The sequence below is a fragment of the Mycobacterium dioxanotrophicus genome (assembly GCF_002157835.1).
In the GTDB taxonomy this organism is placed as follows: domain Bacteria; phylum Actinomycetota; class Actinomycetes; order Mycobacteriales; family Mycobacteriaceae; genus Mycobacterium; species Mycobacterium dioxanotrophicus.
This window is the reverse complement of record NZ_CP020809.1, coordinates 7,563,695-7,589,186: the sequence shown is the minus strand read 5'-3', so window position 1 is coordinate 7,589,186 and position 25,492 is coordinate 7,563,695. Positions and strand designations below refer to the sequence as shown.

18 protein-coding genes and 3 pseudogenes are annotated in these 25,492 nt (G+C 66.8%); 10 read left to right on the top strand and 11 right to left on the bottom strand.

Annotated features, from left to right (window positions below; translation table 11 throughout):
* Positions 1-96 precede the first annotated feature (96 nt).
* Positions 97-960, top strand: coding sequence for a DUF5336 domain-containing protein (locus BTO20_RS36575; protein WP_087081370.1), 864 nt, complete (start codon positions 97-99; stop codon positions 958-960).
* On the opposite strand, the gene eccE is transcribed toward BTO20_RS36575, so the two are convergent.
* Positions 946-2,658, bottom strand: a complete 1,713-nt coding sequence (gene eccE, locus BTO20_RS36570; RefSeq protein ID WP_232490979.1) for a type VII secretion protein EccE — start codon at positions 2,656-2,658, stop codon at positions 946-948. The two genes, BTO20_RS36575 and eccE, sit on opposite strands and share 15 nt — an antisense overlap.
* A gap of 99 nt (positions 2,659-2,757) precedes the next feature.
* Between eccE and eccB the strand changes: the two genes are divergently transcribed.
* Positions 2,758-4,266 carry a type VII secretion protein EccB gene (gene eccB, locus BTO20_RS36565; protein ID WP_087081368.1) on the top strand — a complete coding sequence of 503 codons (1,509 nt, stop codon included), beginning with the start codon at positions 2,758-2,760 and terminating at the stop codon, positions 4,264-4,266.
* 3 nt (positions 4,267-4,269) lie between these two features.
* On the opposite strand, the gene eccD (BTO20_RS36560) is transcribed toward eccB, so the two are convergent.
* A complete protein-coding gene (gene eccD / locus BTO20_RS36560) occupies positions 4,270-5,751 on the bottom strand; it encodes a type VII secretion integral membrane protein EccD (RefSeq protein WP_087081366.1) in 1,482 nt (493 codons plus the stop codon).
* An 87-nt stretch (positions 5,752-5,838) separates the two neighbouring features.
* On the opposite strand from eccD (BTO20_RS36560), the pseudogene eccCa reads away from it, so the two are divergent.
* The 3 genes and pseudogenes from eccCa to mycP all read left to right on the top strand — a co-directional run bounded on the left by eccCa (position 5,839) and on the right by mycP (position 12,738).
* Positions 5,839-9,854: pseudogene (eccCa, locus tag BTO20_RS36555) on the top strand (type VII secretion protein EccCa).
* Entirely contained in the window at positions 9,851-11,350 is a 1,500-nt protein-coding gene (gene eccD, locus BTO20_RS36550; RefSeq protein ID WP_087081364.1) for a type VII secretion integral membrane protein EccD, read from the top strand. The pseudogene eccCa and the gene eccD (BTO20_RS36550) overlap by 4 nt, the downstream one beginning before the upstream one ends.
* 2 nt (positions 11,351-11,352) lie before the next feature.
* A complete protein-coding gene (mycP, locus tag BTO20_RS36545) occupies positions 11,353-12,738 on the top strand; it encodes a type VII secretion-associated serine protease mycosin (protein ID WP_087081362.1) in 1,386 nt (461 codons plus the stop codon).
* A gap of 48 nt (positions 12,739-12,786) precedes the next feature.
* Here the strand turns inward: mycP and BTO20_RS36540 are convergent, their stop codons facing one another.
* The 9 genes from BTO20_RS36540 to BTO20_RS36500 form a co-directional block, all read right to left on the bottom strand.
* Positions 12,787-13,083 carry a hypothetical protein gene (locus tag BTO20_RS36540; RefSeq protein WP_064942906.1) on the bottom strand — a complete coding sequence of 99 codons (297 nt, stop codon included), beginning with the start codon at positions 13,081-13,083 and terminating at the stop codon, positions 12,787-12,789.
* A gap of 21 nt (positions 13,084-13,104) precedes the next feature.
* On the bottom strand, positions 13,105-13,374 hold the full coding sequence (locus BTO20_RS36535; RefSeq protein ID WP_087081360.1) for a WXG100 family type VII secretion target: 270 nt from the start codon (positions 13,372-13,374) through the stop codon (positions 13,105-13,107).
* Between the two features lie 79 nt (positions 13,375-13,453).
* A complete protein-coding gene (locus tag BTO20_RS36530) occupies positions 13,454-14,272 on the bottom strand; it encodes an ESX secretion-associated protein EspG (RefSeq protein ID WP_087081358.1) in 819 nt (272 codons plus the stop codon).
* Positions 14,269-15,345 carry a PPE domain-containing protein gene (locus tag BTO20_RS36525; protein ID WP_087081356.1) on the bottom strand — a complete coding sequence of 359 codons (1,077 nt, stop codon included), beginning with the start codon at positions 15,343-15,345 and terminating at the stop codon, positions 14,269-14,271. Before BTO20_RS36525 ends, BTO20_RS36530 begins: the two co-directional genes overlap by 4 nt.
* Before the next feature lie 30 nt (positions 15,346-15,375).
* Positions 15,376-15,663, bottom strand: coding sequence for a PE family protein (locus tag BTO20_RS36520; RefSeq protein WP_157680417.1), 288 nt, complete (start codon positions 15,661-15,663; stop codon positions 15,376-15,378).
* Between the two features lie 42 nt (positions 15,664-15,705).
* Positions 15,706-17,034 carry a WXG100 family type VII secretion target gene (locus tag BTO20_RS36515; protein WP_087081352.1) on the bottom strand — a complete coding sequence of 443 codons (1,329 nt, stop codon included), beginning with the start codon at positions 17,032-17,034 and terminating at the stop codon, positions 15,706-15,708.
* An 8-nt stretch (positions 17,035-17,042) separates the two neighbouring features.
* On the bottom strand, positions 17,043-17,336 hold the full coding sequence (locus tag BTO20_RS36510) for a hypothetical protein (RefSeq protein ID WP_087081350.1): 294 nt from the start codon (positions 17,334-17,336) through the stop codon (positions 17,043-17,045).
* 219 nt (positions 17,337-17,555) lie between these two features.
* Positions 17,556-17,897, bottom strand: coding sequence for a hypothetical protein (locus tag BTO20_RS36505; RefSeq protein ID WP_087081348.1), 342 nt, complete (start codon positions 17,895-17,897; stop codon positions 17,556-17,558).
* Positions 17,894-18,214: a hypothetical protein gene (locus BTO20_RS36500; RefSeq protein WP_232490978.1), complete on the bottom strand. Its 321-nt coding sequence runs from the start codon at positions 18,212-18,214 to the stop codon at positions 17,894-17,896. The genes BTO20_RS36505 and BTO20_RS36500 overlap by 4 nt, the downstream gene beginning before the upstream one ends.
* 603 nt (positions 18,215-18,817) lie before the next feature.
* On the opposite strand from BTO20_RS36500, the pseudogene BTO20_RS40860 reads away from it, so the two are divergent.
* The 5 genes and pseudogenes from BTO20_RS40860 to BTO20_RS36475 form a co-directional block, all read left to right on the top strand.
* Positions 18,818-19,735: pseudogene (locus BTO20_RS40860) on the top strand (nucleotide-binding protein); the annotation flags it as partial.
* Between the two features lie 22 nt (positions 19,736-19,757).
* On the top strand, positions 19,758-21,578 hold the full coding sequence (eccA, locus tag BTO20_RS36490) for a type VII secretion AAA-ATPase EccA (protein WP_087081344.1): 1,821 nt from the start codon (positions 19,758-19,760) through the stop codon (positions 21,576-21,578).
* Between the two features lie 62 nt (positions 21,579-21,640).
* Positions 21,641-22,723, top strand: a pseudogene (locus BTO20_RS36485) (nucleotide-binding protein); the annotation flags it as partial.
* Between the two features lie 140 nt (positions 22,724-22,863).
* On the top strand, positions 22,864-23,181 hold the full coding sequence (locus tag BTO20_RS36480; protein WP_157680416.1) for a hypothetical protein: 318 nt from the start codon (positions 22,864-22,866) through the stop codon (positions 23,179-23,181).
* The gene (locus BTO20_RS36475) at positions 23,178-25,475 is read left to right on the top strand and encodes a TPR repeat region-containing protein (protein WP_198344196.1); all 2,298 of its coding nucleotides are present in this window, start codon (positions 23,178-23,180) and stop codon (positions 25,473-25,475) included. The genes BTO20_RS36480 and BTO20_RS36475 overlap by 4 nt, the downstream gene beginning before the upstream one ends.
* Positions 25,476-25,492: the final 17 nt, after the last annotated feature.

Here is a 25,492-nt window from a genome sequence, read left to right as displayed (position 1 = left end):
CGGCCGACACCAGCACGCCCCGCGAAGTTTCCCAGCAGTCACCGCCTGGTGCGCTAGGTTCGATTCGAGTGGACAGCTGCCGCGAGGAGGACCACCATGGCGTACCCGGGCCAACCAATGGGTATCGGCGATCCGATAACCGTCCAACCGGTAGCGCGTGACCTGACGGCGCCGGGCGTTCTGGGTGTCACCGCGTTGGCGGTCATCGGGTTCGGTATGCAGGCCGGTCCGGTGTACACCGGCAGAAGTGCCGACGTGCTGGCTGCCCAGCCGATCGCCACCTGGACCGGCGCGGGCGGGCTTGCCTTGCTTCTGGCAGGCTTGCTGGCGATCCCCGGCACCAAGGTGCCCGCGCACCACTACCGCATCATCGCCGCGGTGCTGTCGGCCTTCGGCTTTCTGGCGGTCGCGATGGGCCTGGTGGTAGGACTGCTGAATCCGCCGCCGGAGACTGGAGTCGGCTGGGCGCTCTACGTCATCGTCGTGCTGGCCCTGGCGCAGACCGTGGTGGCCGTTCTCGCGGTGCGGGCCACCAAGACGCTACCCGAGCAACCGGCGCATCCGGATCCGGGGCCGCATGAACAACATCCGCCCGCTCACCGCGACTTCGGCGAAGTGACCACACGTTTCGGCGTCGGTGGCCCGTCGCAGCGCAGCATGTCCTACGGGCAGGGTCAACAAGCCGGTCAGAACGCGCCGCAGCAACATGCGCCGCAACAGCATGCGCCGCAGCAGGGCCCGCCACCCGGATACCGCGACCACCCGGATTTCGTCCCGCCCGCATCCCCCGCCGGAGGCGGAGCACAACCTGCACGGCAGGCCCCGTCGCACGAATCTCCCGGCGGCTGGGGACAGACCATGCCGGTGCAACCGGATCGTGGGCAAGGCGGCGGCGGTGCCGGGCCGGATCCGAGCCGCAACTACCCGCGCGGCGGCGAGGGACGCCTACCGGGTCTGTAAGGAGCGCCCGATGTACCGGAGCTCGTCGGCCGTCGCGACGATCGACACCACGGCCGAGGCCGAGCCCGTCCGCACGACGACCCGGTCCGAGCCGTCTTGCAGTTCCTCGAGCAGGACGTCCGTTCCATCCGGCAGTGTCGTCACGGGTCCCCTCGGCGGCACGACCACCATCGCAGTCACGCCACTGCGGACGGCCGATTCGATGACACCGTCGAACACCTCGAGCGTGTAGTTCCGGTCGGCCCCAGCTTGGAGCGAACCCCGGTTGAAATCGCTGACCCACAGCAGCCGGTTGTCATCGACATTGCCGACCATTTCTCGCCACTGACCGGAACGGTTGGTGCGGACGAGGACTCGCGCGCCGAGCGCCAGCGCCCGCAGCACCACCTGCTGTGCCAGGTGCAATGAACCACGGATCTCGACGCGGCCGATCCGCGGCCCGAACAGCGGCAGGGCAACCGCGCGGCCCGCGCGGTCGGCGCCGATCACCTGACCACAGCCTGCGGCCGGGATGTCGAGGCCGTCAAAGTCCGTACTCGGGCCGCCGAAACTGCACTCGGTGATGTCCCGCTCTGGCCGGGGCATCGGCAGGCTCGACATCAGCGCTAGGAACTGCCGTCCCGGAAGTGCGGTCACCGCAGCGATACCGGTGCGGGGAAGCGGTCCGAACGAGTCGAATCGCACGGTGCCGGTGACGCCCACCCGCTCGGCCGAGACGTTGCGCAGCGAGATCGCCACGGTGGTCGCGTAGCTGGGCACGGTCCACAATTCGCCGAGGGCCTGTGTCGTCAACATATCCCGGGACAGCCCGAAGCTGGTCATCCGGTAGTTGCCGTCAGAGCAGTACTGCCAATCCTCGTGCAGATTGGCCAGATTCGCGCCACCGCACAGCTGACCGACGGCCTGGCCAATTTCGGCAGCGGTGAGCACCCGGGCGCGCAGACCACATTCGCTCAGCCGGTTTGCGACCCGGCGGGTGGCCACCGCCGCGGTGCGCAGAATTCCCGACTGACCGCCACCGCGTAGGCCCACCGCCTGTGGGCACCGGGTCGGATCGAACCGGATGACCACCCATACCGAGCGGTGTGCGATCGCGGGCAGCGGACCGAGCACAGCATCGTAGACATGCGCGACCGGGGTGTGGCCCTGCGAACGCGAACCGTGGCTGATCACGTCGACCGTATCGAGTTCCACATCGAACTGCCGCAAGCAATCCACCAGCACACCCAGCCGAACCATCTCCCCGGAGACCGTCGACCCTGGCTCGAGCACCGTGAGATCCTCCGGGTTGTCCTCGATACCGATGACGGTGATGACCGTCCGCCCGTCCCACCGGAATCCGTATGTGACGTCGTCTGCGCCGGCGTAGTCGAACGCCGCCGGGACGTCGACATACGCCGACCGCCGGCTACGGGCCCGGCGATACACCCACCGGGCCGTCACCGCCCGCACCAGCCCCGTACCGCGTCGGCGCACTGTCAACAACAACATCACCAGTGCGGATAACCCAGCGCACGCCCACCACGGCCAACCGGTCCACAGATATGTGATGACGCCGAGAGCCAGCACGATTTCGAGCCGGATCAGCTCTGCCTGCGGCAGAATGCGCTGCGGCAGGATCTGCGAGGACGCCGCAAAAGGGTTCGGCGGCAGATGGTTTGACGTCTTCTGACGGAATGACGCGAGGGTTTGAGCCACAGTGACGAGTCCTGTCTTCAGGGTCGAGAAGCACCGTGAGAAGTAGTTGGGGCCAGTGTAAAGTCGGCTCCGGCCGCCGATCCGACGGGGGGAACGCGAGTGCCGGCGCAGATCACCACGAGAGCGCAGGTCAACGGGTACCGCTTCCTGCTGCGCCGGCTCGAGCATGCCCTGATCCGCGGTGACTCCCGGATGATCCACGATCCGATGCGCGGCCAAACACGTTCCCTGCTGGTCGGTTTGGTTATCGCGTTGATCATCGTCGGCGCGTGCGGTGTGCTGGCGTTTTTCAAACCCTCTCCAGCCGTTGGCAACGCCCACATCCTGCTCAGTAAGTCCAACGGCGCCATCTTCGTTCGCATCGGCGACCGCGCATATCCGGCCCTCAATCTGGCATCGGCACGCCTCATCACCGGGAGCAGTGAGGCCCCCGTGGTGGTCGATGACAAAAAGTTGGCCGCCCTCGACCGTGGCCCGGTAGTGGGTATCGTCGGTGCGCCCCTGGCCATCGCACCCGGTGTCGATTCGGTGAACTCCGGCTGGACAGTCTGTGACACAACGGAATTCCCGTCGGCGATACAAGGTACCGGCAGCCGCGTGGTGCGCACGACGGTGATTGCCGGTCCCACCGCACTGAGCAGCGATACACATACCGCGGCCGCGTCGGAGGCCGCGCTGGTGCGTGCCGACAACAAGCACTACCTGCTGTTCGACGGTGTGCGGGCGCCCATCGACGTCACCGATCCGGTGCTGATGAACGCGCTGCACCTCACCGCGGTCGAAGTTCGCGACGTATCCGTGGGACTGCTCAACGCATTTCCGTTGGTAGCACCCATTACTGCGATCACTGTGCCCGATGCGGGTGCGTCGGCACCGGCACCCCTGCCCGACACCGTGCATGTCGGCTCGATCGTGAAGACTTCGGATACCTCAGGTGAACAGTTGTACGTCGTGCTGTCCGACGGCGTACAGCCCGTCACCGCGGCGACCGCCGACATCATCCGATATGGCGACGCGTCCGCACGGCAGGAAACCGAAAGCCTCTCCCCCGCAGTGCTTACCGCTGTGCCCAAGGTGCAACGGCTCGCTGTCGGCCACTACCCGACCGTTGTCCCGAGGGTGGCCGGCGTGCGAGCTGATCCCGTGGTGTGCTTCACCTGGCGACGCGGCAGCACCGACACAACGGCGGCGACCCAGCTGATCGTGGGCCGCACCCTGCCCATTGCGGAGCAGGCCGCGACCGTGCCGCTGGCCGGTGCGGACGGCAGTGGGCCTGCGCTGGACGCGGTGTACTTCAAGCCGGGCACCGGAGAGTACGTCCGTGCGGTGGGTATGCAGCCCGACGCCGAAGCCATGGGGCAACTGTTCTACATCGCCGATACCGGCCAGCGGTTTCACGTCAAGGACACCGCCGCGGCTGCGGCACTCGGCGTGCACGGTTCGGACGGCCCCGACGGAGCACAGGGCTCCACACCGCAATTGGCACCGTGGTCGGTGATCTCGTTGTTGCCGGCAGGCCCGGAACTGTCCCGCGACGCGGCGCTCATCGCTCACGACGGTATGCAGGCCGACGCGGCAGGCAGCGTGGTCCCGGTGCCCGCGTCCTGAGGACTACAGCCGCAACGCCCGCACATACGAATACAAGCCCACGATCCAGAAACACAGCGGGAACACCATGGCGATCGCCAGGTATTCCAGCAGTTCGACCCAGCGCCGCATGACCGGCGAGAACTCCAGGCGCGGTGCGACGATCCCGCAGAGCGCCGACAATCCCGCCAACGCCAGCGCCGCGAACCCGGTTTGCAGCTCCCAGCCCTGCGCCGCGGTCTCGATGATCAACAGTACGGCGATGCCCAGCCCGGAGGCGATCAGAGTGGCGGACTGGACGAGGCCATGGTGGCTGCGGCCGCGCAGGCACAACGCCGTCGCGACTGCCACCGCGAATGCGGGCCCCTGCCACGAGAATCCATCGGAGGTATCCAGCGCCAGGTAGCACCCGGAGGCGGCCGTGAGCCCGGCGCTGATCAGAATCCCGGTGAGATAGTCATTGGCGAGCCTGACCCGCTCGAGCAGATGCTCTTCGGTCGGGATCGCCTGTAAACCCACCGCCCCGACACCGTCGACGGTGATGCCGCCGTGGGTGTCGATGTCGTCCAGCGGCTCGCCGGCGGTCGGTACGCGCGGCAGCGGCAACCGGGCCAGCAGGATGGTGACCCGTGGCGCGAGGTACAGCACCACCACCGCGACCGTTGCCACCGCGGCGCCGAGGACCCGGGCCTGCGGGTGCCACACATTGACCACCACCGAGATGAGCCCACCCAGTATCGCCAGCGCGATCACGAAGCTGTGAAACACCTGCCCGGTGCGGCAGACCTGCAGCGCCAGTTGTGCGGCCAGGGCGATCACCGCGAACGCCATCGGAAGTGCCGGAACGGCAAAGCCATTGGGAACAATGCACAAAGATCCGATGAACAACAACGGAATTGCGATGAGCGGCAGCGCGATCGACGGCAGCAGCACATCCGTGCGACGAGACGCCACACAGCCCGCTGCGATAAACGTCAACCCGACGCCCAGCGTGGCCGCGGCGGCGCCGATCCCCAGGCTCAGCTGGGGCAGCAGGCAGGCCCAGATCACCGCCGCGACAAAGGCAACAGCGAACGCCGCCAACGGTGTTCGGTGCGCGCTCAACCACAGCAATATCGGCGGCGGCGAGGCGTCGTGCTCGACGTCGTCGAACAACATGGGCACCGATACGGTGGAGGTGCCGCGAACGATCAGCACATCGCCGTCGTAGACATCTGCCGACGTCAAGGAGTGTTCCGGGTCGATCACCGCGCCGCCGAGAGGAGCGAGACTCCACCGGTCGGCGGTGACGTCGAAGCGGGTGTCACCGTGCCCGCGCGCAGATAGTTCACCGGAGGCGATATCCAGTAGATCGCTTATGTAGCCGCCTATTTCGATGTCGCCGGGTAGGCCCATGTCCAGGCGTAAACCGCCGACCAGAACCGTCACCCGGAGCAGACCGGACTGCTCGGCGCCGGTCGGAAACTCCAGATCCGCCGGCAGCGGAAGTGGGGACGGAGAGGTCATCAGAGGCGACCCATTCTTCGCGCGGTCAGTATGGTGATGTCTGGAAACTAGCAGCTGCAGAATTTCACTTGGCAGCAGGGGACGTTGGTGGGGACACAGGGTTTCGTTCGTCGCGCACGCGTTGCTGCGCCGCGGATGCCGGGTGGCGAGGTCAATCTTCAGGCGCCGCCGGAGGTACCGCGCGTCATACCGGGCAACGTGTTGATGCGGCTGCTACCCGTCGTCATGGTGATCGCGGTGGTCGGCATGATCGCGTTGATGTTCACCGTGGGCGGCCGCAACATGGCCACCAACCCGATGATGATGATGTTCCCGATGATGATGGTGCTCTCCATGGTCGGGATGTTATGGGTGGCGGCGGGCGCTCCGGCAAGGCCGCGGCTGAACTCAACGAGGAGCGCAAGGACTACTTCCGTTATCTGTCGAATCTGCGTGACGACGCCGAGCGGACCGCCGACGAGCAGCGTCGCGCGCTGGAATGGAGTCATCCGGATCCCCGCTCGCTGCCGGATGTGGTCGGCACCAGGCGCATGTGGGAGCGGCGCCCGGTCGATAGCGACTTCTGCCATGTCCGGCTCGGCATCGGCACCCACCGGTTGGCCACCCGACTACTGGCACCCGAGACCGGCCCCTCCGAGGATCTCGAGCCGGTGTCCACGGTGGCGCTGCGCCGCTTCGTCAGGACCCACTCGGTGGCCCACGCCATGCCGACGGCGGTGTCGCTGCGGGCGTTCCCCATCGTCGACTTCGACGGCGAGCCGGGACGCACGCGTGAGCTGGTCCGTTCGATGCTGTTGGAACTGGCTGCATTCCACGGCCCGGAACATGTGATGATCGCGGTGGTGACCGCCAATCCGGACGGCGAGAACTGGCAGTGGATGAAGTGGTTGCCGCAGACCCAACACGCCACGGACACCGACGGCCTCGGCACGTCCCGGATGCTGTTCTCCTCGCTGCGCGAGCTCGAGATCGCGATGGCTCCGGAACTGGGCCAACGCGGCCGGTTCAGCCGCACCATGCCGCTGAACCAGGGCACCAAACATCTCGTGGTCGTGCTCGACGACGGCTACGTCGCAGGCGATGAGCGGCTCGCCACCGAGGCCGGCATGGAGAACACCACCCTGCTGGACCTCAACGCCCCCGCCCAGCGGATCTCGGCCAAGGGCGGTTTGCATCTGGTCGTCGAACCGGAGTGGATCGCTGCCCGCACCGCAGCCGACGTCGAACGATTCGCAACCCCCGACCGGTTGAGCATCGCCGAAGCGGAGGCGTGCGCGCGGGGAATCGGCCGGTACCGGCCGGCCAACGCCGCTCACATCGTCAGCTTGGAATCGGAGCACCGCTCGACCGATCCGGGCCTGATGACCCTGCTCAACATTCCCGACGCGGCCGAGATCGTGCCGGAAGAGGTCTGGCGCAAACGCTCACCGCGCGAGCGCCTGCGGGTGCCGATCGGCTACACGCCCAACGGGCAGCCGCTGGAACTCGACATCAAGGAGTCCGCCGAGGGCGGCATGGGGCCGCACGGCCTGTGCATCGGTGCGACCGGTTCGGGAAAGTCAGAGTTCCTGCGCACCCTGGTGCTGGCGATGATCACGTCGCACTCGCCGGAGGTGCTCAATCTCGTACTCGTCGACTTCAAAGGCGGTGCAACGTTTCTCGGTCTGGATGCGGCACCGCACGTCGCGGCGGTGATCACCAACCTCGAGGACGAGCTGACCATGGTCGACCGCATGCAGGACGCGCTGGCCGGTGAGATGAACCGCCGCCAGGAACTGCTGCGCACGGCGGGCAACTTCGCAGGCGTCACCGAGTACGAACGGGCCCGCGCCAACGGGGCTGACCTGGACCCGCTGCCCGCACTGTTCATCGTGGTCGACGAGTTCTCCGAACTGCTGTCGCAGAAGCCCGACTTCGCTGAGCTTTTCGTCATGATCGGACGGTTGGGCCGGTCCTTGCACATCCATCTGCTGCTGGCCTCGCAGCGCCTCGAGGAGGGCAAACTGCGCGGGCTGGATTCGCACCTCTCCTACCGCATCGGCCTCAAGACGTTCTCGGCGGGTGAATCCCGCAGTGTGCTCGGCGTACCGGACGCGTACCACCTGCCCAGCGTGCCGGGTTCAGCGTTTCTCAAATGTGACGCCGACGAGCCGACGCGGTTCAACACCTGTTATGTCTCAGGTGAATACGTCAAGCCACGGGCGGTGTCGCACCGACCGCGCGTGGGGCGGGGTCAACGCCCCAGACTGTTCACCGCCGCAGTGGTCGCCGCCGACCCCGAACCGCCGCTCACCGAACTCGAGCCCGTCGACGACTGCGGATCTCCCACGCCGGTCAAGACCACCCTGCTCGACGTGGTCGTCAGCCGTCTCACCGGGCACGGCAGGCCGGCGCATGAAGTGTGGTTGCCGCCGCTGGACGACAGCCCGGCGATCAACGAACTGCTACCCGCCGCCGACTGGAGCTCACCGCTGAATCTGGACGGCCGCTTGAACATGCCACTGGGCATCATCGACCGCCCCTACGATCAGCGCCGCGACGTCCTCACAGTCGACCTGTCCGGGGCGGAGGGCAATTTCGTGGTGGTGGGCGGCCCGCAGTCCGGGAAGTCGACGGCGCTGCGTACCCTGATCATGGCCGCGGCGGTGACCCACACACCCGAGCAATTGCAGTTCTACTGCCTGGATTTCGGTGGCGGGACGCTGGCCGGCTTGTCGCGGCTGCCGCATGTGGGCTCGGTCGCCGGCCGGCTGGACGCCGACCGGATCCGCCGCACCGTGGCCGAGATGACCAGTCTGCTCCGCCGGCGTGAGGCGCTGTTCCGCGCTGCAGGTATCGAATCGATGCGCGAATACCGCAGGCGGAAAGCAGCTTTGGCTGAGCTGCCGCCGGCCGAGGCGGTCCGCGATCCGCTGGCGGCCGATCCGTTCGGCGACGTGGTCCTGGTGGTCGACGGGTGGAGTTCGATTCGCAGCGACTTCGAGGCCCTGGAACCACAACTGCAGTCACTGGCGGTACAGGGTCTCTCCTACGGTATCCACCTCGCGGTGTCGGCGACCCGCTGGATGGAGATCAGGCCAGCGGTCAAGGATATGCTCGGCACCCGCGTTGAGCTGCGGCTCGGCGATCCGGTCGACAGTGAAATGGGCCGTAAGGTAGCCGAATTGGTGCCGATTGGCGCTCCGGGCCGCGGCGTGTCCCGAGACAAGCTGCATCTGCTCATAGGTCTGCCCCGACTGGACTCGGCCTCGACGGTGGACGATTTGCCCGACGGTGTGTCCCGATCTGCCGATGCGATCGCCGCGCAGTACGGTGACCGGTCGGCACCGCACGTGCGGATGCTGCCCCACGACCTCGAGCGTGCGCCGGTGGTCCAGGCGGCCGTGCAACGCGGTCTGCTCGGCCACGGTCGCGTCGCGATCGGCATCGATGAAGCCGAATTGGCGCCGGTTGTCGTGGATTTCGACGTCCAGCCGCACTTCGTCGCACTCGCCGACGTGCAGTCCGGTAAGACCAACTTCCTGCGCACGGTCGCCCAGGGTGTGCTGGAGAACAGCTCGCCCGAACAGGCCAAGATCTATCTGGTCGACTACCGTCGATCGTTGCTCGGAGCCGTGGAGACCGAGCACCTCGCGGGTTACGCCACCTCGGCGCCGTCCTGCGGTGAACTCATGATGAGCGTCGCCGAGATATTGCAGCAGCGACTGCCCCCGGCGGACATCACGCAGCAGCAGCTGCGGGACCGGTCGTGGTGGTCCGGCCCGGATCTCTACGTCTTGATCGACGACTACGACCTGGTCGCGGTCAGCACCATGAACCATCCCCTGGCTCCGATCGCCGAATTCCTCACCCAGGCAAGGGATGTCGGCCTGCGGGTCGTGGTGACCAGGCGCAGTGGCGGAGCCGGCCGGGCCATCTTCGACCCGTTCCTGGGCAGGCTCAAAGACCTCTCCTGCAACGCACTGATCATGAGTGGCTCGCGTGAGGAGGGCACCTTGTTCGGCGGGGTCAAACCCACGGACATGCCGCCCGGGCGCGGCTACCTGGTGTCGCGGACCATGCCCGGCGGCGTCATTCAGTTGTCCCGGATGGCCGACCTGTGACCGTCCCTCAGAACCGGCCGACCGGCGTCGACGAGCTCACCCCGATCCAGACGGTGTCACCGGTACCTGAGCACCTCCGCATCGCGGTGTTGGGCGGGGGCACCCAGCTCGACATCACGTTGCCGGCTGACGTCAGAATCGCCGATGCCACACCGTATCTCGCGGGGCTGATCGCGCAGCGTGAGCGCACGGAGGACGAACCGGCCGCGGCCGGTCCCGAGCTGACGTCGCGCACCGTCCTGCACACACCCGGCGGGGCAGCCCTGCCTGCCGATGTCACACTCCGCGAGGCCGGGGTCCGGCACGGAGACATGCTCTATTTGACTGCACAGCGCACATTGCAGCCGCCGGCTCTCTACGACGATGTGGTCGACGCTGCCGCGCAACTCAATCGGGCCGCATCAGCAGCATGGGGACCGACGTCGGCGGCTGTGATGGCAATGGTCGCGCTCTATGCCTGCGCCGGGATCCTGTTGTGGATGTCGGTCGACCTGCGGTTCGCCGATCGGCAAGTTGTCGGGTGCGATGTGGCCGGCGTGCTGGCCCTGGTGGCGGCCGCGACGGTGGCCCGGCGGATCTATCGGTCGGACTGGATCGCGGCGGGTTTCGGTTGGGCGGCAATGCTGGTCGGCTTCGGAGCGCTGCGGGTGAGCTTCGCCGGTGTCGGCGGCTGGGGCGTCGTGGCGAGCTGTGCGGGCGTCGTCGCGCTGAACTACGCCTGCTACCGGTTGATTGGCACCGGACGTTGGGGATTCTTGGCCGGCGGAGGCTTCGCAGCGCTGGCAGGCACCGCATGGGCCTTGCGTACCGCATTCGAGGTCTCCGACCAGCAACTCGGGGTCACGGTGTGCCTCGCCGCACTCGCGTTGGGTTACGCGGTGCCGTGGTTCACGAGGGGTTGGGACCGATTCGTGGTGCGCGGCACGGCCGGTGCTGTGGGGCAGACCGATGAATTCGCCGATCCCTTCGATACCGAGCGGAACCGCACCGGGCCAGACCGTGTCCTCGCCGACACGGTGCCCAGCGCCGAGGAGGTGATGCGGCGCGGCCGTGAGGCAACTGCGGTGCGGTGTGGGCTGTACACCGCGGCGGGGTTGACCCTGGCGCTGGCCGTTGAAATGCTCTCGCGCGGCGCGACGAGTTTGGTCGCACTGGCCTTTGCGATGCTGTGCGGCATGGTCTTTGCGCTGCGGCTCCGCACAGCCCGTAGCGTCGCCGACCGAGCGGTGCTGCTCATGTTCGGTGTGGCGGTCGTACTGCGCGCAGTGGTGGCGGCGGCCTTCGGATCGTTGCCTGCCATGATCCTCGGGCTGGCGGCCCTTGGGGCGCTTCTCGTCGGCGGGGCGGTGATCGGCGTGCTGGCGACCACAAGCGGATCCAGGCTGCGACACCGGCGGGAACTGCTGCTGGACTACCTCGGCTACGTCGCGGTGGGCGCGCTCATCCCGGCGGCGCTGGGCGTGGTGGGGTTGTACGACGCCGTGCTGGGCCGGTAGCCGTGCACCGGTACAGACAGGGCCGACGGATTCTCGGCGTGCTGGCGGTGCTGGTCATCGTCGGATCGATCGAAACCCCGGCAGCATTCGCCGTCGACCCACCGGTGGTGCCCCCGGGACCGCCGCCTGCTGGACCGGTAGCTCCCGCCGACCCCACCGAGCAGAAGACGGTGTGCGCGGTCACCGGGACGCGGCCGGGCACGGACTACACGATGGCCCCGATCGCGGAGGCCATGCTGCGATACCGCGATGCCTGGGCGTATTCGACGGGTGCGGGACAGAAAGTCGCTGTCATCGACACCGGCGTGAATCCCAACCCACGACTGCCCGCGCTGGAACCCGGCGGCGACTACGTGTCCGGCGGGGATGGGCTGTCCGATTGCGACGCGCACGGCACACTCATCGCCGGGATCATCGCCGCGAAGCCCAGCCCCACCGACGCGTTCGCGGGTGTGGCACCCGACGCCGCGATTCTGTCGATCCGGCAGAACAGTGCCTCGTTCGCGGTCAAAGGGTTCGGCCAGCAGGACGATCGCAACGCGGTGTCCCCAGGCACCGGGCCTGCCGGTTACGGCAATACCCACACGCTGGCACTGGCCGTGACGCGGGCCGTCGATCTCGGCGCCACCGTCATCAACATGTCCGAATTGGCCTGTGCGCCCGCCTCGGTCGGCATCGATGATGCCGACCTGGGCCGAGCACTGAGATACGCCTTCGACCGCAACGTGGTGGTGGTCGCGGCGGCCGGCAACGTCGACAAACAGGGTCCGTGCGCAACCCAGAACACGATGACGGATCCGAACCTGCCGGTGCAGGCCGCGTGGCGGACAGTGCGAACGGTGGCCAGTCCGGCATGGTTCACCGATTATGTGCTCACCGTCGCTGCCCTGTCTCCCTACGGCGAACCGTCGGATTTCAGCCTGCACGGGCCCTGGATACAGGTGGCGGCACCCGGTGAGCAGGCGGTGTCCCTCAATCCTGCCGGCGCGGGCCTGACGAATGCGATCGTGGGCCAGCAAGGGTTGGCGCCACTCAACGGAACCAGCTATGCCGCACCGTATGTCGCGGGTCTCGCCGCACTCGTGCGGGCCAGGTTCCCGCAACTCACCGCGGCACAGGTGATGGACCGGATCAAACTGACCGCCCATACCCCCGGCCCGGGGCCGAACATTGCGACGGGCTACGGACTGATCGACCCGGTCGCGGCATTGAGCTCGAGCCTGCCCGCGGACCCGCTGGTGCCTCGGGTGGAGGCGCCGATCGCGGGGCCACCGCTCCCGGATGCCGTCAGCACCCGGGCTCGGACCATCTCGTTCACCGTCGCCGGCGGATGCGTGGCCACAATGGTTTTCGCGTGGGCCGTGTACGTCGCCTACCGCAGGCGATGACACGAGTGGGGCGCCCGGGCATCGCCGAACGCCCCACTCGAGACCGAATCAGAAATCAGCGGCGTTGGCGCGGTCCAGCGCCGCCATGAGGTCCTGCTGGTCGCGGCCGCGGTGGTTGCCCGCGGTCATCTCCTGCACCGCAGACTCCATCACACTCGCGAGCTGCTGGTGCGCACTCTGCAGAGCCTGGGCACCCTGGCCTTCGTAGACGCTGTAGAGCACCTTGAACACGGTGTCGACTTCCTGCTGCAGGGCCCGGGCGTCGGACAGTCCCGAGTCGAGGCTGTCGAGATGCATGTGGTTCTGCCCGAAGTCGTACTTGATGGTGCTGCCATCGAATGACATGGGAGTTCCCGCTTTCTGGGTCTAGGTCTGGTCGGCGTTGGCGATGCTGTGGATGTGGGTCTTACCCTTTTCGGCGATGTTGGTCAGCGTCTGGATCAGCGCGTTGTACTCGTCGTGCTGCTGGGTTTTCATGCTGCTGAACTTGCCTGCCGCGACGCCGTTCCACGGCCCGCTGACCATGGTCTCGGTCTCACCGGTCATCTTGGCGACGATGCTGCGGGCGCGGCCCATGGCCTCATCGATCTGGGTGATCTTGGCTGCTGCTTCCTGAGGGGTGAGTGCAACGACCATCTGCTGGTTCTCCTGTCTGGTACTGAGTTGTGCTACCGGATACGGCTTCCTACGTGTGTGGTGTCAACTCTTCCGTCGGCTACTGGGCGTCCCCCTCCCACCCGGCCGGTACGAGCTCGGCCAGTTGTGAAACGGCCTGCGCCACGTGATGATCCGATCCGGGTTTGATGGTGGTCCACAGTTGGCCGGTCGGCGACACGCTCGGCGCGGACACCAACCTGCCGCGCCTGGTGTAGAAGACGGCCACCGCGCCGGGTGTGCGGATCATCCGGTCAGTCGATGGGTCCAGTGCGTGACAGACGATCTCGCCGAACGCGACCCGTGACGCGAACGCAGCACCCAGCACCAGGGCGACGTGGTGCCCGGCGCCGAGCGCACGCAGCCGGTCGGCGAGGTACGTGGCTTCGTGACCACCGTTTAGGCACTCGGTGAGCTCCGCGGTCGGTGCGCCGAATCCGTCGACCGACGCCGGCCCGGCGGCGGGTAGTTCGGCCAGTACCGCGCGGATGAGTCCGGCCCGGCCGGCCCGGGAATCGAGCGCACGCAGCGTGACGCAGTTTCCGATGCGCCGGGCCGACACGCTCACGTGCCCTGCCTGCGCGACACAGAGCCTGGCCAGGCCGTCAGGCGTGACCAGGCGCACTGCCAATTGGCAGGACGGTCGGCGCAGGACCTGCACGAGGTCGGCGAGTTCGGGGAGCACCGCGCCGCTGCTGAGCAACCCGCGCGACGTCAGGCTACGGCCGGCGGCATCGTAGGCCCGCTCAAGGGCGCCGATGGTGCCATGCCGCGGTCGCATGGCCAGCACCACCGGAAAATCGGCGACACCGAGCCGGGTACCGAGGGCGTGGAGCTCATCGTCGTTGAGCTCGAAAAGCGATGTGGCCGTGGCGCTCACGAGTCTTGGCTCCCGCCGCCGATCACTGCGGGAGCCACCCGGTGGTCGGCGACATGCTCCAAGGCGGTCGGGGTCTCGTCTGGCGTGTCGGGCTGCGGCACCGGATCGACGAGACCGTCGAAGAACGTGGTGTCGGGCCCCGTGGTCTGCAGCAGGATCGGCTCGTCGTTGAATTGGGCGGCAGGCAGCCACGACGCCGGGGTGGCCGAAAGGCCCGCACTTGCTTCGCCGCCACCCTCGAGAACTTCCGGTGGACGTTGCGACTCGTAGTCGCGACCGCCGTCGTACCCGCGGGCCATCCCCGCCATCGGGGCGTACGGTGCGCCGGCGTAGCCGGACGCCGACGCCGCGCTCACCGCGGTCACCCGAGGCGGGGACTGAATCTCCTTGGAACCCGCGACATCCCGCGCGGTGCGCGGGTTCAGCGGCATGGCGGGAGCAGCGCCGCCACCCCCACCGTGCCCGGACGCGCCCGCGCCCGAGGACCCGGCCGTGGCGTCGGCCTTCGGATCAGCACCGGCATGGGCACCGTGGACGACCGACGGCGGCGGTGGTTCGTCCCACGCGGCGGCCAGGGACGCGATGGCGTCCTCGTACCGGTGCATGACGGCCGCGGCGTCCGCCTCGGCTGATGCTGCGGCGGCGTCGAATTCGGCGAACTGACCGCTGAGAACCGCGCCGTTGTAGGCCGCCAGCGAGGCCATCATGTCGCGCTGCGCCCGTGCCTCCACAGCCTCGCTGACACTGGGCATGGACAGGATCGCGGTCGTCGCGGCGACGGCGGCCTCCTCGGCGCGTTGCCCGTTGGCGGCAGCGTTGAGCGCCTTGGCCCGCAACCAGTCCCCGAGCTGCTGCAGGCGGGTCAGCACCGCCGGAGTGTGGGCGCTGTCCCACGACATGCGTATTCGATCGAGGAGTTCGTCGTACTCGTCCGCGGCCGCCGCGAACGCGGTCGCAACGCGCTCCCACGCCGCGCCCGCGTCGCCGACCGACGACGGTCCCGGACCGTCGGTGAGGTCGCGTGCCAACTGCTCGGCACTGCGCGACTCCCACACCACACCGGTGTAACCCACTTTGACGGGACCCCTCGAATCTGCTGCCGGTCAGGCGGTGAATTCCGCGTCGGCGTCGATCACCTTGCCGGTGTTGGTCCGTAAGGCGGCGGCGATCTCCCGGAGTTCGGCGATGCCTGCCTCCGCGGATTCTGTGTACGACGCGTGGACGGTGTTCAGCGTCGACGACGCCCGCGTCGACACCTCATCCCGACCTACCGGCACGGTGTCCAGGTGGGTACGTTCGGCCTGCAGCAGGTCGGAAAGGCGACCGGCGATCGCGTCGAGCCGTGCTCCCACCTCGGTCAATTGCTCTGTCTCGATGGATAATCCGGACATCGTCATCCCCCAATCAGTTTCGAATCCGGTCGATTCAGCCGTTCACGTGCCCCTGGTGTTCACCGGCTCGGCTTCCCCGATGACCGGCGGCGCCGCGGCCCCGAGGTCGCCGAGGATCTCGTCTCCGTGCTCAGTCGTGTGCAGGAACGCCGGTGCGGTGTGATGCCCGCCGGGGCGGCCGCCGGCGCCATGTGCCATCGGCGCCATCGGGCTGCCCATCATCGGCGTTCCGGTCAGACCCGCACCGGTCCGGGCCGGCCCGAGGGCACGTGCGGTGTCCTCACTGACCGGCGGCACCGGCGGCGTGGATCGGGCCGCCAGGGTCGTCGCACCCAGGGCTGAACCACCGCCCGCGCTGCCACCACCGGCGCTGCCGCCGCCGGATGCGTGGGCCAACCCGGCGGCGGTCGGCATGATGGCCGGTGTCGCGGCCGCCAGCGGATCACCGGCGCCCTGCTTGGCTCCGGTACCGGCGAGCTGCGAGGCCAACTGCGACGCCGTCTGAGTACCCTGTTGCGCGGCCTGGCTGACGCTGTTCATCAACGCGGAAAGACCCTGGGTGCCACCGGATGACGACGCTGCGGCGGGGGCAGCCGACTGCGCGGCGCTGGTCGCGGCCGTCGTCGGCGCATCGGTCACCGGTAGCGCTCGGCCGGCTTCGGTGACCTGCGCGGTCTGACCGGACAGTTCGGATTGCAACTCCGTCATGGCCTCGACAGCCTGGGTCACGGCATCCGTCGCAGCGTTCACCACTGCCGCCCAGCCCCACGGGAAGATGATGTTCGGGCCGATCGCGGCGAGCGTCGCCAAGAACTGGTTGATGATCGCGATCAGCCGGGCTTCGGTCTGACTGACGGCCGCGGCCGCCGCCGTCAACGAGCTGCGCAGTGCCTGCGCCTGCGTACTGAGATCGGCACCGTTCTTCATGGCCGCCACGGTCTTTGCGGCCGCCGAGGTTGCGCCTGCGCCTTCCCAGTTGCCGGCCAGATTGCCCATGGCGGTGGATAGATCGCCCGACGACGCGTCGAAGGCCTGAGATATGCCTTGGAACATGGTGGTGGGATCGAGTGCCTGGAACATGCCGGTGCCCAGAGTCCCAAGGGCATCGGTGATCGGCTGGATGAGCGCGGTCGGATCCATCGGGCTCGAGGGCTGGGCCGGCGGCTGATCGGGTGCGGGTGGGTGCGGCTGTGGCGGGTAACCCAGCTGCGCGAGAATCTCGTGCACCGGCCGGTTGAGGTACTCGCTGAGGTTCTGTTCCTGAGCCGCTATGGCAGCGCTCGCATCGAAACCCGGTAACTGCTGGGCAAATTGAGCCGTCGCCTGGTCGGGACCGGTTACCGTGACGATCGGCGCAGGAGTGGCACCCACAGCGATTCCTAGGCCGACGACGTCGAATCGGCGGCGGTCAGGGCGGTCTTGGCGGTCGTCGTGGTGCCGCTGACGCCGGCATGAACCGCACCGACGAGCAGCGTGCCCGCCAGGTTGTTGGCCTGCGCGGGCCCGAACGCCGCCAGGTAGGTGGCCCCGATCGGGCCGATCGCCACTGCCGCTGCCGTCAGCATGGCCACCGAATCAGCTGACGCGGCAGTACTGATGAGCTCGCCCGCGCCGGCGTTCGCCGCAGCGAACGCGTCCATCCCCGCTGGGACAGCGGTCAAAGAAGAACTCACGCCAAAACTCCCCAAGTTTTGTTTCGTTCTGTGTGCGGCACGCACCATTGCAGAGGGCGGTGACAGGGTGACACCCGGTCTCGAAGTCTAGCCCGCACCAGTCTCTTTGGCGAGGCATCACAGTTAAGCTCTTGTGCGCCAGATGAAGCGGAAAATCGGCTTGTACCACCACAGGATTCGGCCCACGGCAGCCGGCTGCGACGCGGCTGCACATGCGATCTAGGTGGGGTTTCCGTTTTCCTCTTGCGGCGGGTCGGCCCGCAATCGGTCGAACTCGAGCCGGAACTGGGCGACGAGTTGATCACGCCGGGCCAACGCCGCTTTGGCCGCCGTCTGCCCAATGTTCACAATCAATTCAGATAGCTCGTTGGGGCTCAACTGCGTTGCTGCACTGCCCAGAGTCAGGTCGGTCAGAGCACCCATGGCATCCACTTCCACCGACACCGCACGGTTGCGGGTGGTGGCGCGGACTCGGATGGCCTCGCAATGATCGTTGAGGCCATGCAGCAGGTCGCGCTGCAGCGAGATGCGGGCGACGACACTGTCGGCCAGCCCCGTCACACCGACCTCAGCCAGCTGTCAGGAAGCACCTCGTCGTCGCGGTCGGCGGCGGCCTCGGCGCGACGCAGGTCATCTTCGGTGGCTAGCTGCAGGTTTCGGATCACGACAGGGTCGACATCGTGTGCTGACAACTCGCGACGACGGGCCACCTGAGCGCGTGCAGCGGCCAGTCGGCACAGCCCCAGGATCTCCTCGGCGAGCAGTCGCGGATCCTTGTGCATCTCGCGGGCGTCAATTTTGAGTGCCAGGGGCAATCCGCGTTCGGTTGTGGTGACACTGATCCCGCCGGTGCGGGAGCGTGCAGACGGGAAATCCACCGGTGCGGCTCCTCGTGAAAGAGTTTGCTACTCGGCCAGATAACGGCGATTCGCGCCGGATGCTCCCGGCCCGGTCAATTCAGTACGATACCAATCGGGCGCCGATCTACGATGTGGAAGGACCGGAGGACGTTGGCCAATCACCATGGGGCGCCTGCCCAGCCGCCCTGGTTGCAGGGGTACCGGCCGCGCTCCAACGGGTCGCCGCCGGCGTTGCCCGCTGGCGACTTCGTATCGGAAGTACCGGTCAGAGCCGATTCCGTCCAAGACGTAGAAGTTGCTGACACGACTTTCAATTCGACCGATGGGCACTGGGCCATATCTGACGCGGATGCTGAATCGACCGTGTCACAACCGGATTCGTCCCTGAACTCGCACGACCCTGTCGAAGCGCGGGCCGCCGAGCTGCTGAATCTGCTGGGCCAGAACCGTCCCGGCGCTGACGAACCGGTCGATGAGGAACCGGTCCGGTCCGTCGACCTGCTGTCCGATGACACCACGCAGGAGCGCGGTGGTAGCCCCGAGTGGGATGTCCCAAGCTGGGAAGCGCCCGCTGCCCCGTCCCATCCCCAGCAGTACCCGTCGCAGCATCACACACTGCGGCCCCTCGATGAGGCCGCCATCGCCAACCGCGGCCGGTTCGCTCCCCGGTCCGGGTGGCGCCGAGCCGTCTACCGGGTGAGCGCGGGGCGGGTCAATCCCGGTGACTCGGCGCGCGACCGCCGGCGCGACGAGTTGTACGCACGTATCCGCCAACCTATTCGCGGTGATTTCCGGATCGCGGTGCTGTCCATCAAGGGCGGGGTCGGCAAGACCACGACCACCTTGGGTCTCGGATCGGCATTCGCCCGGATCCGCACGGATCGCGTCATCGCCGTGGACGCCAATCCCGACCGCGGCACATTGGCACAGCGCGTCGACGATCCGTCGCGGGCGACGGTGCGTGACCTGCTGAGCGATCCCAACATCACGCGGTATTCGGATGTTCGCGCCTACACCCGCATGTCGGAGAGCCGACTGGAGGTACTGGGCAGTCCGATCGACCCGGCGATCTCCGAGGCGTTCTGCGAGGTCGACTACCGCCGCACCGTCGACATCCTGCAGAGCTACTACAACATCGTGCTCACCGACTGTGGCACCGGCATCATGCATTCGGCGATGGCCGGGGTATTGGACCTCGCGCACGCCGTCGTCCTGGTGAGTTCCCCGGCCCTGGACGCCGCGCGCAGCGCTTCGGCAACGCTGGAATGGCTGACCCAGCACGGCTATTCGGGCTTGGCGCAGGAATCGCACCTGGTCCTCAGTGCGGCGCGGCCCGGCGCGTCGGCCGTGCATATGGAGAAAGTTTACGAGCATTTCCAGTCCAGGTGCCGTTCTGTTCACCTGATTCCGTTCGACTTCCATCTGGCCGAAGGTGGAGAAATCGACGTGGACTTGCTCAAACCCGCGACCTTCGAGGCGTATGTCGAACTGGCCGGGGTTATTTCGGAGAAGTTCGGCCTGCTTCGGTCGAACGTCTGAACGACGACACAGTCAGGACACCATGAGCGGACGCACCCGAGACGCGCAGCGGGTATTCGACGCGGGGGTTCTCTCGCTGGGGATTCCCATCAACGGTGTCGAGGCGGACCGCGACATCGATTACGCGAGACTGGCGTTCGCGCGGGCCACCGAGTACGACCCCGACATGTGCGACGCCTGGCTCGGCCGCGTCGCCGCAGGCGAATCCAGTCCTGAGATCATCTATCACCTCTACCGCACCAGCACGCTGACATTGTTCCGGGAGCAGCGCAGGCTGGGTCTGCCAGGCCGGGCACTGGCGGGGCGGTTTCAGACCAACCTCTACATCGACTACGACCTGAGTTCCTTCACCGAGATCTGGCTGGCCTACGCAGCGAGCATGATCGCCGGCCACGACTACAGCGAAGCCGAACACACGCTCGACGAGCTGGACCGCATCCGCACCAGAATGCCCGGCGGGGACGCGAACTCCACGGAGATCTGCACTTATATCCGCGGTGTCCTGCACTTTCTGACCCAGCGGTGGCCGGATGTCCTTGTCACACTGGCGAATTCAGCAAGCTTCACCGACGAGTTCATCGGGGCCGGCGCCAACATGATGGTGGGCAGCGCTTGTGCACAGCTCGGCCTGTTCGGTGAGGCGCTGCGTCGGCTCGAGCTCGCGGCGGCCGGCCCGATTCCTGCCGCGCGTCAGGCCTCCGACTTCTGCCGTGCGCTCACCTTGCGTGAGATGGGACGTGAGGATGACGCCCGATCGGTGTTCGAACGCATCTACAGCGAGGATCCGAGTTTCACCGCGAACATCGCCGCGCTACGCGATCCGAAGTACCGGCTCGTCATCACGGACCAGGAGACCATCGACTCGCGCACCGACAGGTGGGACCCGAAGTCGGCGCGTGCCTGCGTCGAGATCGCCGCCGAGGACGCCGCCGATCACCACGACTACCTGAGCCAGGCCCAGCAGGAACTCGACCGCCAGGTGGGGCTGGCCGAAGTGAAGACTCAGGTCGCCAAACTGCGGTCGACGGCGAAGCTTGCGAAAGTCCGAGAAGACAAGGGTCTCAGTTCGGTCCCGCGCAGCCTGCACCTGGCCTTCACCGGCCCGCCCGGCACGGGCAAGACCACCATCGCCCGTGTGATCGCCAAGATCTACTGCGGGTTGGGCTTGTTGAAGACCTCCTCGGTGGTCGAGGCCACACGCGCCGACTTCGTCGGTCAGCACCTCGGCAGCACCGCCATCAAGACCTCCGAACTCATCGATCGGGCGCTGGACGGTGTGCTGTTCATCGACGAGGCATACACCCTGATCCAGTCTGGTCTGGCAGGCGGTGACGCGTTCGGCCGGGAGGCCGTCGACACGCTGCTGGCCAGGATGGAGGACGACCGCGACCGGCTGGTCGTCATCATCGCAGGCTATGACCGCGAGATCGATCGCTTCCTGGCGGCCAACGAGGGTCTGGCGTCGCGCTTTTCGCGTCGGATCCGGTTCAACTCCTACAGCGCCACCGAGCTGGGCGACATCGCCCGGATGATCGCCAAGGCGCGCGACTCCGAACTCACCGACGACGCCTACCAGGAGCTGATCCTGATCTGCCGGCAGCTGTGTGACACCGAGGCGATCGATCAGACGGGAGTGGCCCGGCCCGCCATCGACATCGCCGGTAACGGACGCTTCGTCCGCAACGTGGTCGAATCCGCAGAGGAGGAGCGGGCATTCCGGCTCAGTGAGGATCCCGACGTCGATCTCGATGCGTTGAGTGAAGACCTGCTGATGCGGATAGAACTCGCCGACATGCGGGCGGCGTTGAAGAACGTGCTCGAGATGCACAAGGCCGGCGCATGAGCCACGAATACGACGACCCGACCCGGCTGATCCCGCGCAATCTCGAGCAGGCGGGCACGTTCAGTCCCGACGACCCGACGCAGTTCATCGTCCGGCCCGTCGGTCCGCCGGCCCGCTACACGCCCGTGCCGCCGGTTCCGTTGCAGACGCCGTTTGTCACCGGACACCATCCGGGTGCGATGCTCGGCCAACCGGTCGTGCCGGGTCCGGAGCACCTGCGGTTGATCGCCCCGGTGCAGCGGCGACCCACGCGCGGATGGCGCAGGCTGGTGTACGCCTTGACCGGCGGAGCGATCAATCCGGGTGAATCACCCTATGAGCGCAACCGGCGTGCTTTGGTCGCGCGGGTCAACCGGCAGGTACGCGGGGATTACCGGATCGCAGTGCTCTCGCTGAAGGGCGGAGTCGGGAAGACCACCACCACCGTCGCGTTGGGTGCGACGCTGGCGTCGGTGCGTGGGGACAGGGTGATCGCCGTCGATGCCAACCCGGACTTCGGGACGTTGGCTCAGCGTGGGCCGGATCAGACCCGCGCCACGGTGCGCGATCTGCTCGCCGACACGTCGATCCGGCGGTACTCCGATGTACGGGCGTACACCTCGCAGAGTGCGAGCCGGCTGGAGATCATGGCCTCCGAACGCGATCCCGCCGCTTCGGAGGCCTTCTCCGAAGATGACTACCGCCAGGTGATTTCGCTGCTGCAGCGGTTCTACAACATCATCCTCACCGACTGCGGCACAGGGCTCATGCATTCGGCGATGACCGGGGTCCTCGACGAGGCCAACGCCATCATCCTGGTGACGTCACCGGCCATGGACGGGGCCCGCAGCGCGTCGGCCACCCTGGACTGGCTGGCCCACCAGGGCTACGAACGCCTCGTCGCCAATGCGGTGGTCGTGGTCAGCTCCGCGCGCCCGGGCGCCACGTCGATGGATATCGAGCAGCTGATGCAATATTTCCAAAGTCGTTCACGTGCTGTTCATTTCATCCCGTTCGACGATCACCTGGCCGAAGGCTCCGAAGTGGTTCTGAGCTTGATGAATCGCAAGACGCAGGACGCGTTCATCGAGTTGGCGGCGACGGTGGCCGACGCGTTCAGCTATCGCGATCATGGCCAGTTCGTCCCGATAACCCCGGCCAGATGATGCACTGGAAGCGCTGCGACTGTTGCACGCCAAAAGAATCGGAGACTACAGTCTTCGCTAGCGCTGTGCCGGGCGATCCCGCCGCGACCGTCCGAAGACCAACCCAACTCAGTACCAATTCAACTCGGTAGGGGTCAGCTGTGACGTTGAAAGCGGATTTGGATCAAATGCGCACGGTCGCCGGGCATCTGGCGACGTTGGGTGCCGAGGTGACCGGGCTGAAATTCGGCCCGATGATGATGGGCACCGATTCCGCGGCACTGCAATCCGTCGGAGCCATGCAGCACATTCAGTACGACGTGCTGAACACCACGTTGATCCCGTCGTTCTCGGAGCGTCTCTCGGAGACCGGCGAGATCATGGTCAATTGCGCGGACAAGTTCAAGAACGCCGACGACACCAAGACTTTGGACATGGTGAGCATGTTCACCAATGCCACCGGCAATTGGGGTGAATGACAGTGGGATTCACCAAATCCCAGGTCCAGAACATGGATCCCAATGTCGTCTCCAACATCGCCGCCGGATGGGACAAACTCGGTACGACGCTCGAGCAGAAGTTCGACTCGTATGTGTCCCTGGTGAAAAACACTGCCAGCGGCGGCTATTGGGAGGGCAAGGCGGCCGAGGCCGCCCAGAACCGGGCCGGCGACGACCGCAAGGTCGCCGTGAAGCTCGTCGACGAGTTGCAGGGTGCGGCCAAGACCGCGCGCGGCGTCGCGACCGACATCGGCACGGCCCGTACCAATGTGCTCAACAAGGTCATCGCCATCTCCGGGCAGCAGTTCACCGTCGGGGACAACTGGTCGGTGACCGACACGTCCGGCATCAAGGACACCGGGCAGCGCGCCGCGCTGGCCCGGCAGTACGCCGGTGAGCTCACCACTCTGGTCAACGCCTTGGTCACCGCGGACTCCAACGGGGCCAAGACCATCAACGGGCTGGCCGCCAACCTGATCTCGAAGTTCACCAATCCGGCGTCGCTCAGCGGCCAGCAGGGCACCTCCGATGGTCAGGCCTTGCAGAGCGGGAAGATCCCGCCGGATGTGCTGCAGCGCCTCAAGGAAGCGGGCTCACTGACCCCCGAGCAGCTCAAGGCGCTGCAATCCGGTGAGCCCGTGGACATTCCGGCGTCGCAGATGGAATACATCAACGCCCTGATGCGCTCCCTGGACGGCAAGTCACCCGAAGACATCGAGAAACTGCTCAACTCGCTGCCCACCGATGCCCGCACGGGCATGGCCAACACGTTCCAGATCGCGTCCAACGGTCGCGTGACGGCGTCGGTCGAAGGCAACGTCGACGTCCCGACCAACGGCGGTTTCAACCTGCTCCCGCAGAAGATGCGCGACTCGCTGACCCGTAAAGACCTGGTGCAGTACGGATCCACCATGGCGGGCACCCAGAGCACCGGGTTCCCGATCCTTTTCAACACCATCAACGTCAACGGCGTCGGCACCAACCAGGCCATCGCCCGGATCGCGGGGATGGGCGACGCCAACATGCGGGCCGGCTCGAGCCTCGACGGCAAGGTCATGGATGTCGCGGGCCAGTATCTCGACGCGCAGGTACGCGCCGAGACCGGCCCGAAGGACACGACGATGTTCTCCATCGACGGTCACGGCGCCGACCCGAAGAAGGAGCAGATCACCGAGCAGATGTTCCACTCGGTCGGCGACGACAAGTTCGCCGTCGCGGCGGCCGTGACCGATCCGCACACCGGTCAGCGGTTGGTCGGAGACATCTTCCAGCACGAGTGGCCTGACAACGGCAAGACGGTCTCCGAGTTGTTCCACACCACCGCCGACGATGCCGTCGCCAAGCCGGGTGACCCGGTGGACACCAAGAACGCTCAGCTGCACGGTCAAATCGCCGAAGCCACAGCCGATTACATGGCCGATCACAAGAAGGACCTGCTGCGGGTCCCCGGCTATCAGGACAAGATTTCGGCCGGTCAGCTCAATCCCGATCTGATGCGCAACCTCGCCGACGATCTGGCGCCGTACTACAGCACCTTCGCCGGCGCCGAAACCATCCCTGGGGTCCATCATTTCGACCAGAAGAGCCAGTTGGCCAACATGTACGCGGTGCTGGCCAGCGACCCCGAGGCGGGCGTGAAGGCTGCGAGTTACACGTACGCGCAGGAGAACGCGCTCGCCGCGCAGTACGGCAGCGGCAACGGCGTGAGCACCTACGGTCAGCTCGCGGGCCAGATGCACAGCGCCCTGGTCGACGGGACTCTCGATGCGAAGACGACCATGGGTCAGAACGACGTCTACAACGCGCAGTGGCAGTACGCGGTGAACTCGGCGAACTTCGACACCGCGAAATCGGTGGCCACCACGGCATTTGACGCGGCCGGTATGAAACCGGGCAAGTGGGCCGTCGACATCATCGCCCCGCAGGCCAAGCTGGCGCTGATGGGCATCGTCGACCAGCAGGCCGTGACCAACCCGCAGAACGGCGTGCCGTACCAGCATGCGACCAACGAGGTCGACTCGAGCGTGACGATGCAGAACGTGCTCAACGGACTCGAGAGCAAGGATCCCGCCGTGGTCAATGATCCGGCGCTCGCGTCGCTGCGGGAGACCGAGCCCGACGGTGATGTGCACCTTGTGGTCCAGGGTTTGACCGAACAGGAGCTGCTCAAGGATCGGTTGAAGGCTGCGTACGGCATCGACCTGGAGCAATGGACCAACGAATACGACGTCGGGGCGCGCGCCGGAGTGATCCAGAGCAAGTCGGGCAAGTAACCCAGGCGTGACAGATC

Bases quoted from the DNA above. Each gene is read 5' to 3' on its own strand.
- BTO20_RS36535 (WP_087081360.1), bottom strand. From the start codon at position 13,374: ATGGTCGTTGCACTCACCCCTCAGGAAGCAGCAGCCAAGATCACCCAG.
- BTO20_RS36520 (WP_157680417.1), bottom strand. From the start codon at position 15,663: ATGTCCGGATTATCCATCGAGACAGAGCAATTGACCGAGGTGGGAGCA.
- BTO20_RS36475 (WP_198344196.1), top strand. From the start codon at position 23,178: ATGACAGTGGGATTCACCAAATCCCAGGTCCAGAACATGGATCCCAAT.
- BTO20_RS36575 (WP_087081370.1), top strand. From the start codon at position 97: ATGGCGTACCCGGGCCAACCAATGGGTATCGGCGATCCGATAACCGTC.
- eccD (WP_087081366.1), bottom strand. From the start codon at position 5,751: ATGACCTCTCCGTCCCCACTTCCGCTGCCGGCGGATCTGGAGTTTCCG.
- eccA (WP_087081344.1), top strand. From the start codon at position 19,758: ATGAGCGGACGCACCCGAGACGCGCAGCGGGTATTCGACGCGGGGGTT.
- BTO20_RS36540 (WP_064942906.1), bottom strand. From the start codon at position 13,083: ATGTCATTCGATGGCAGCACCATCAAGTACGACTTCGGGCAGAACCAC.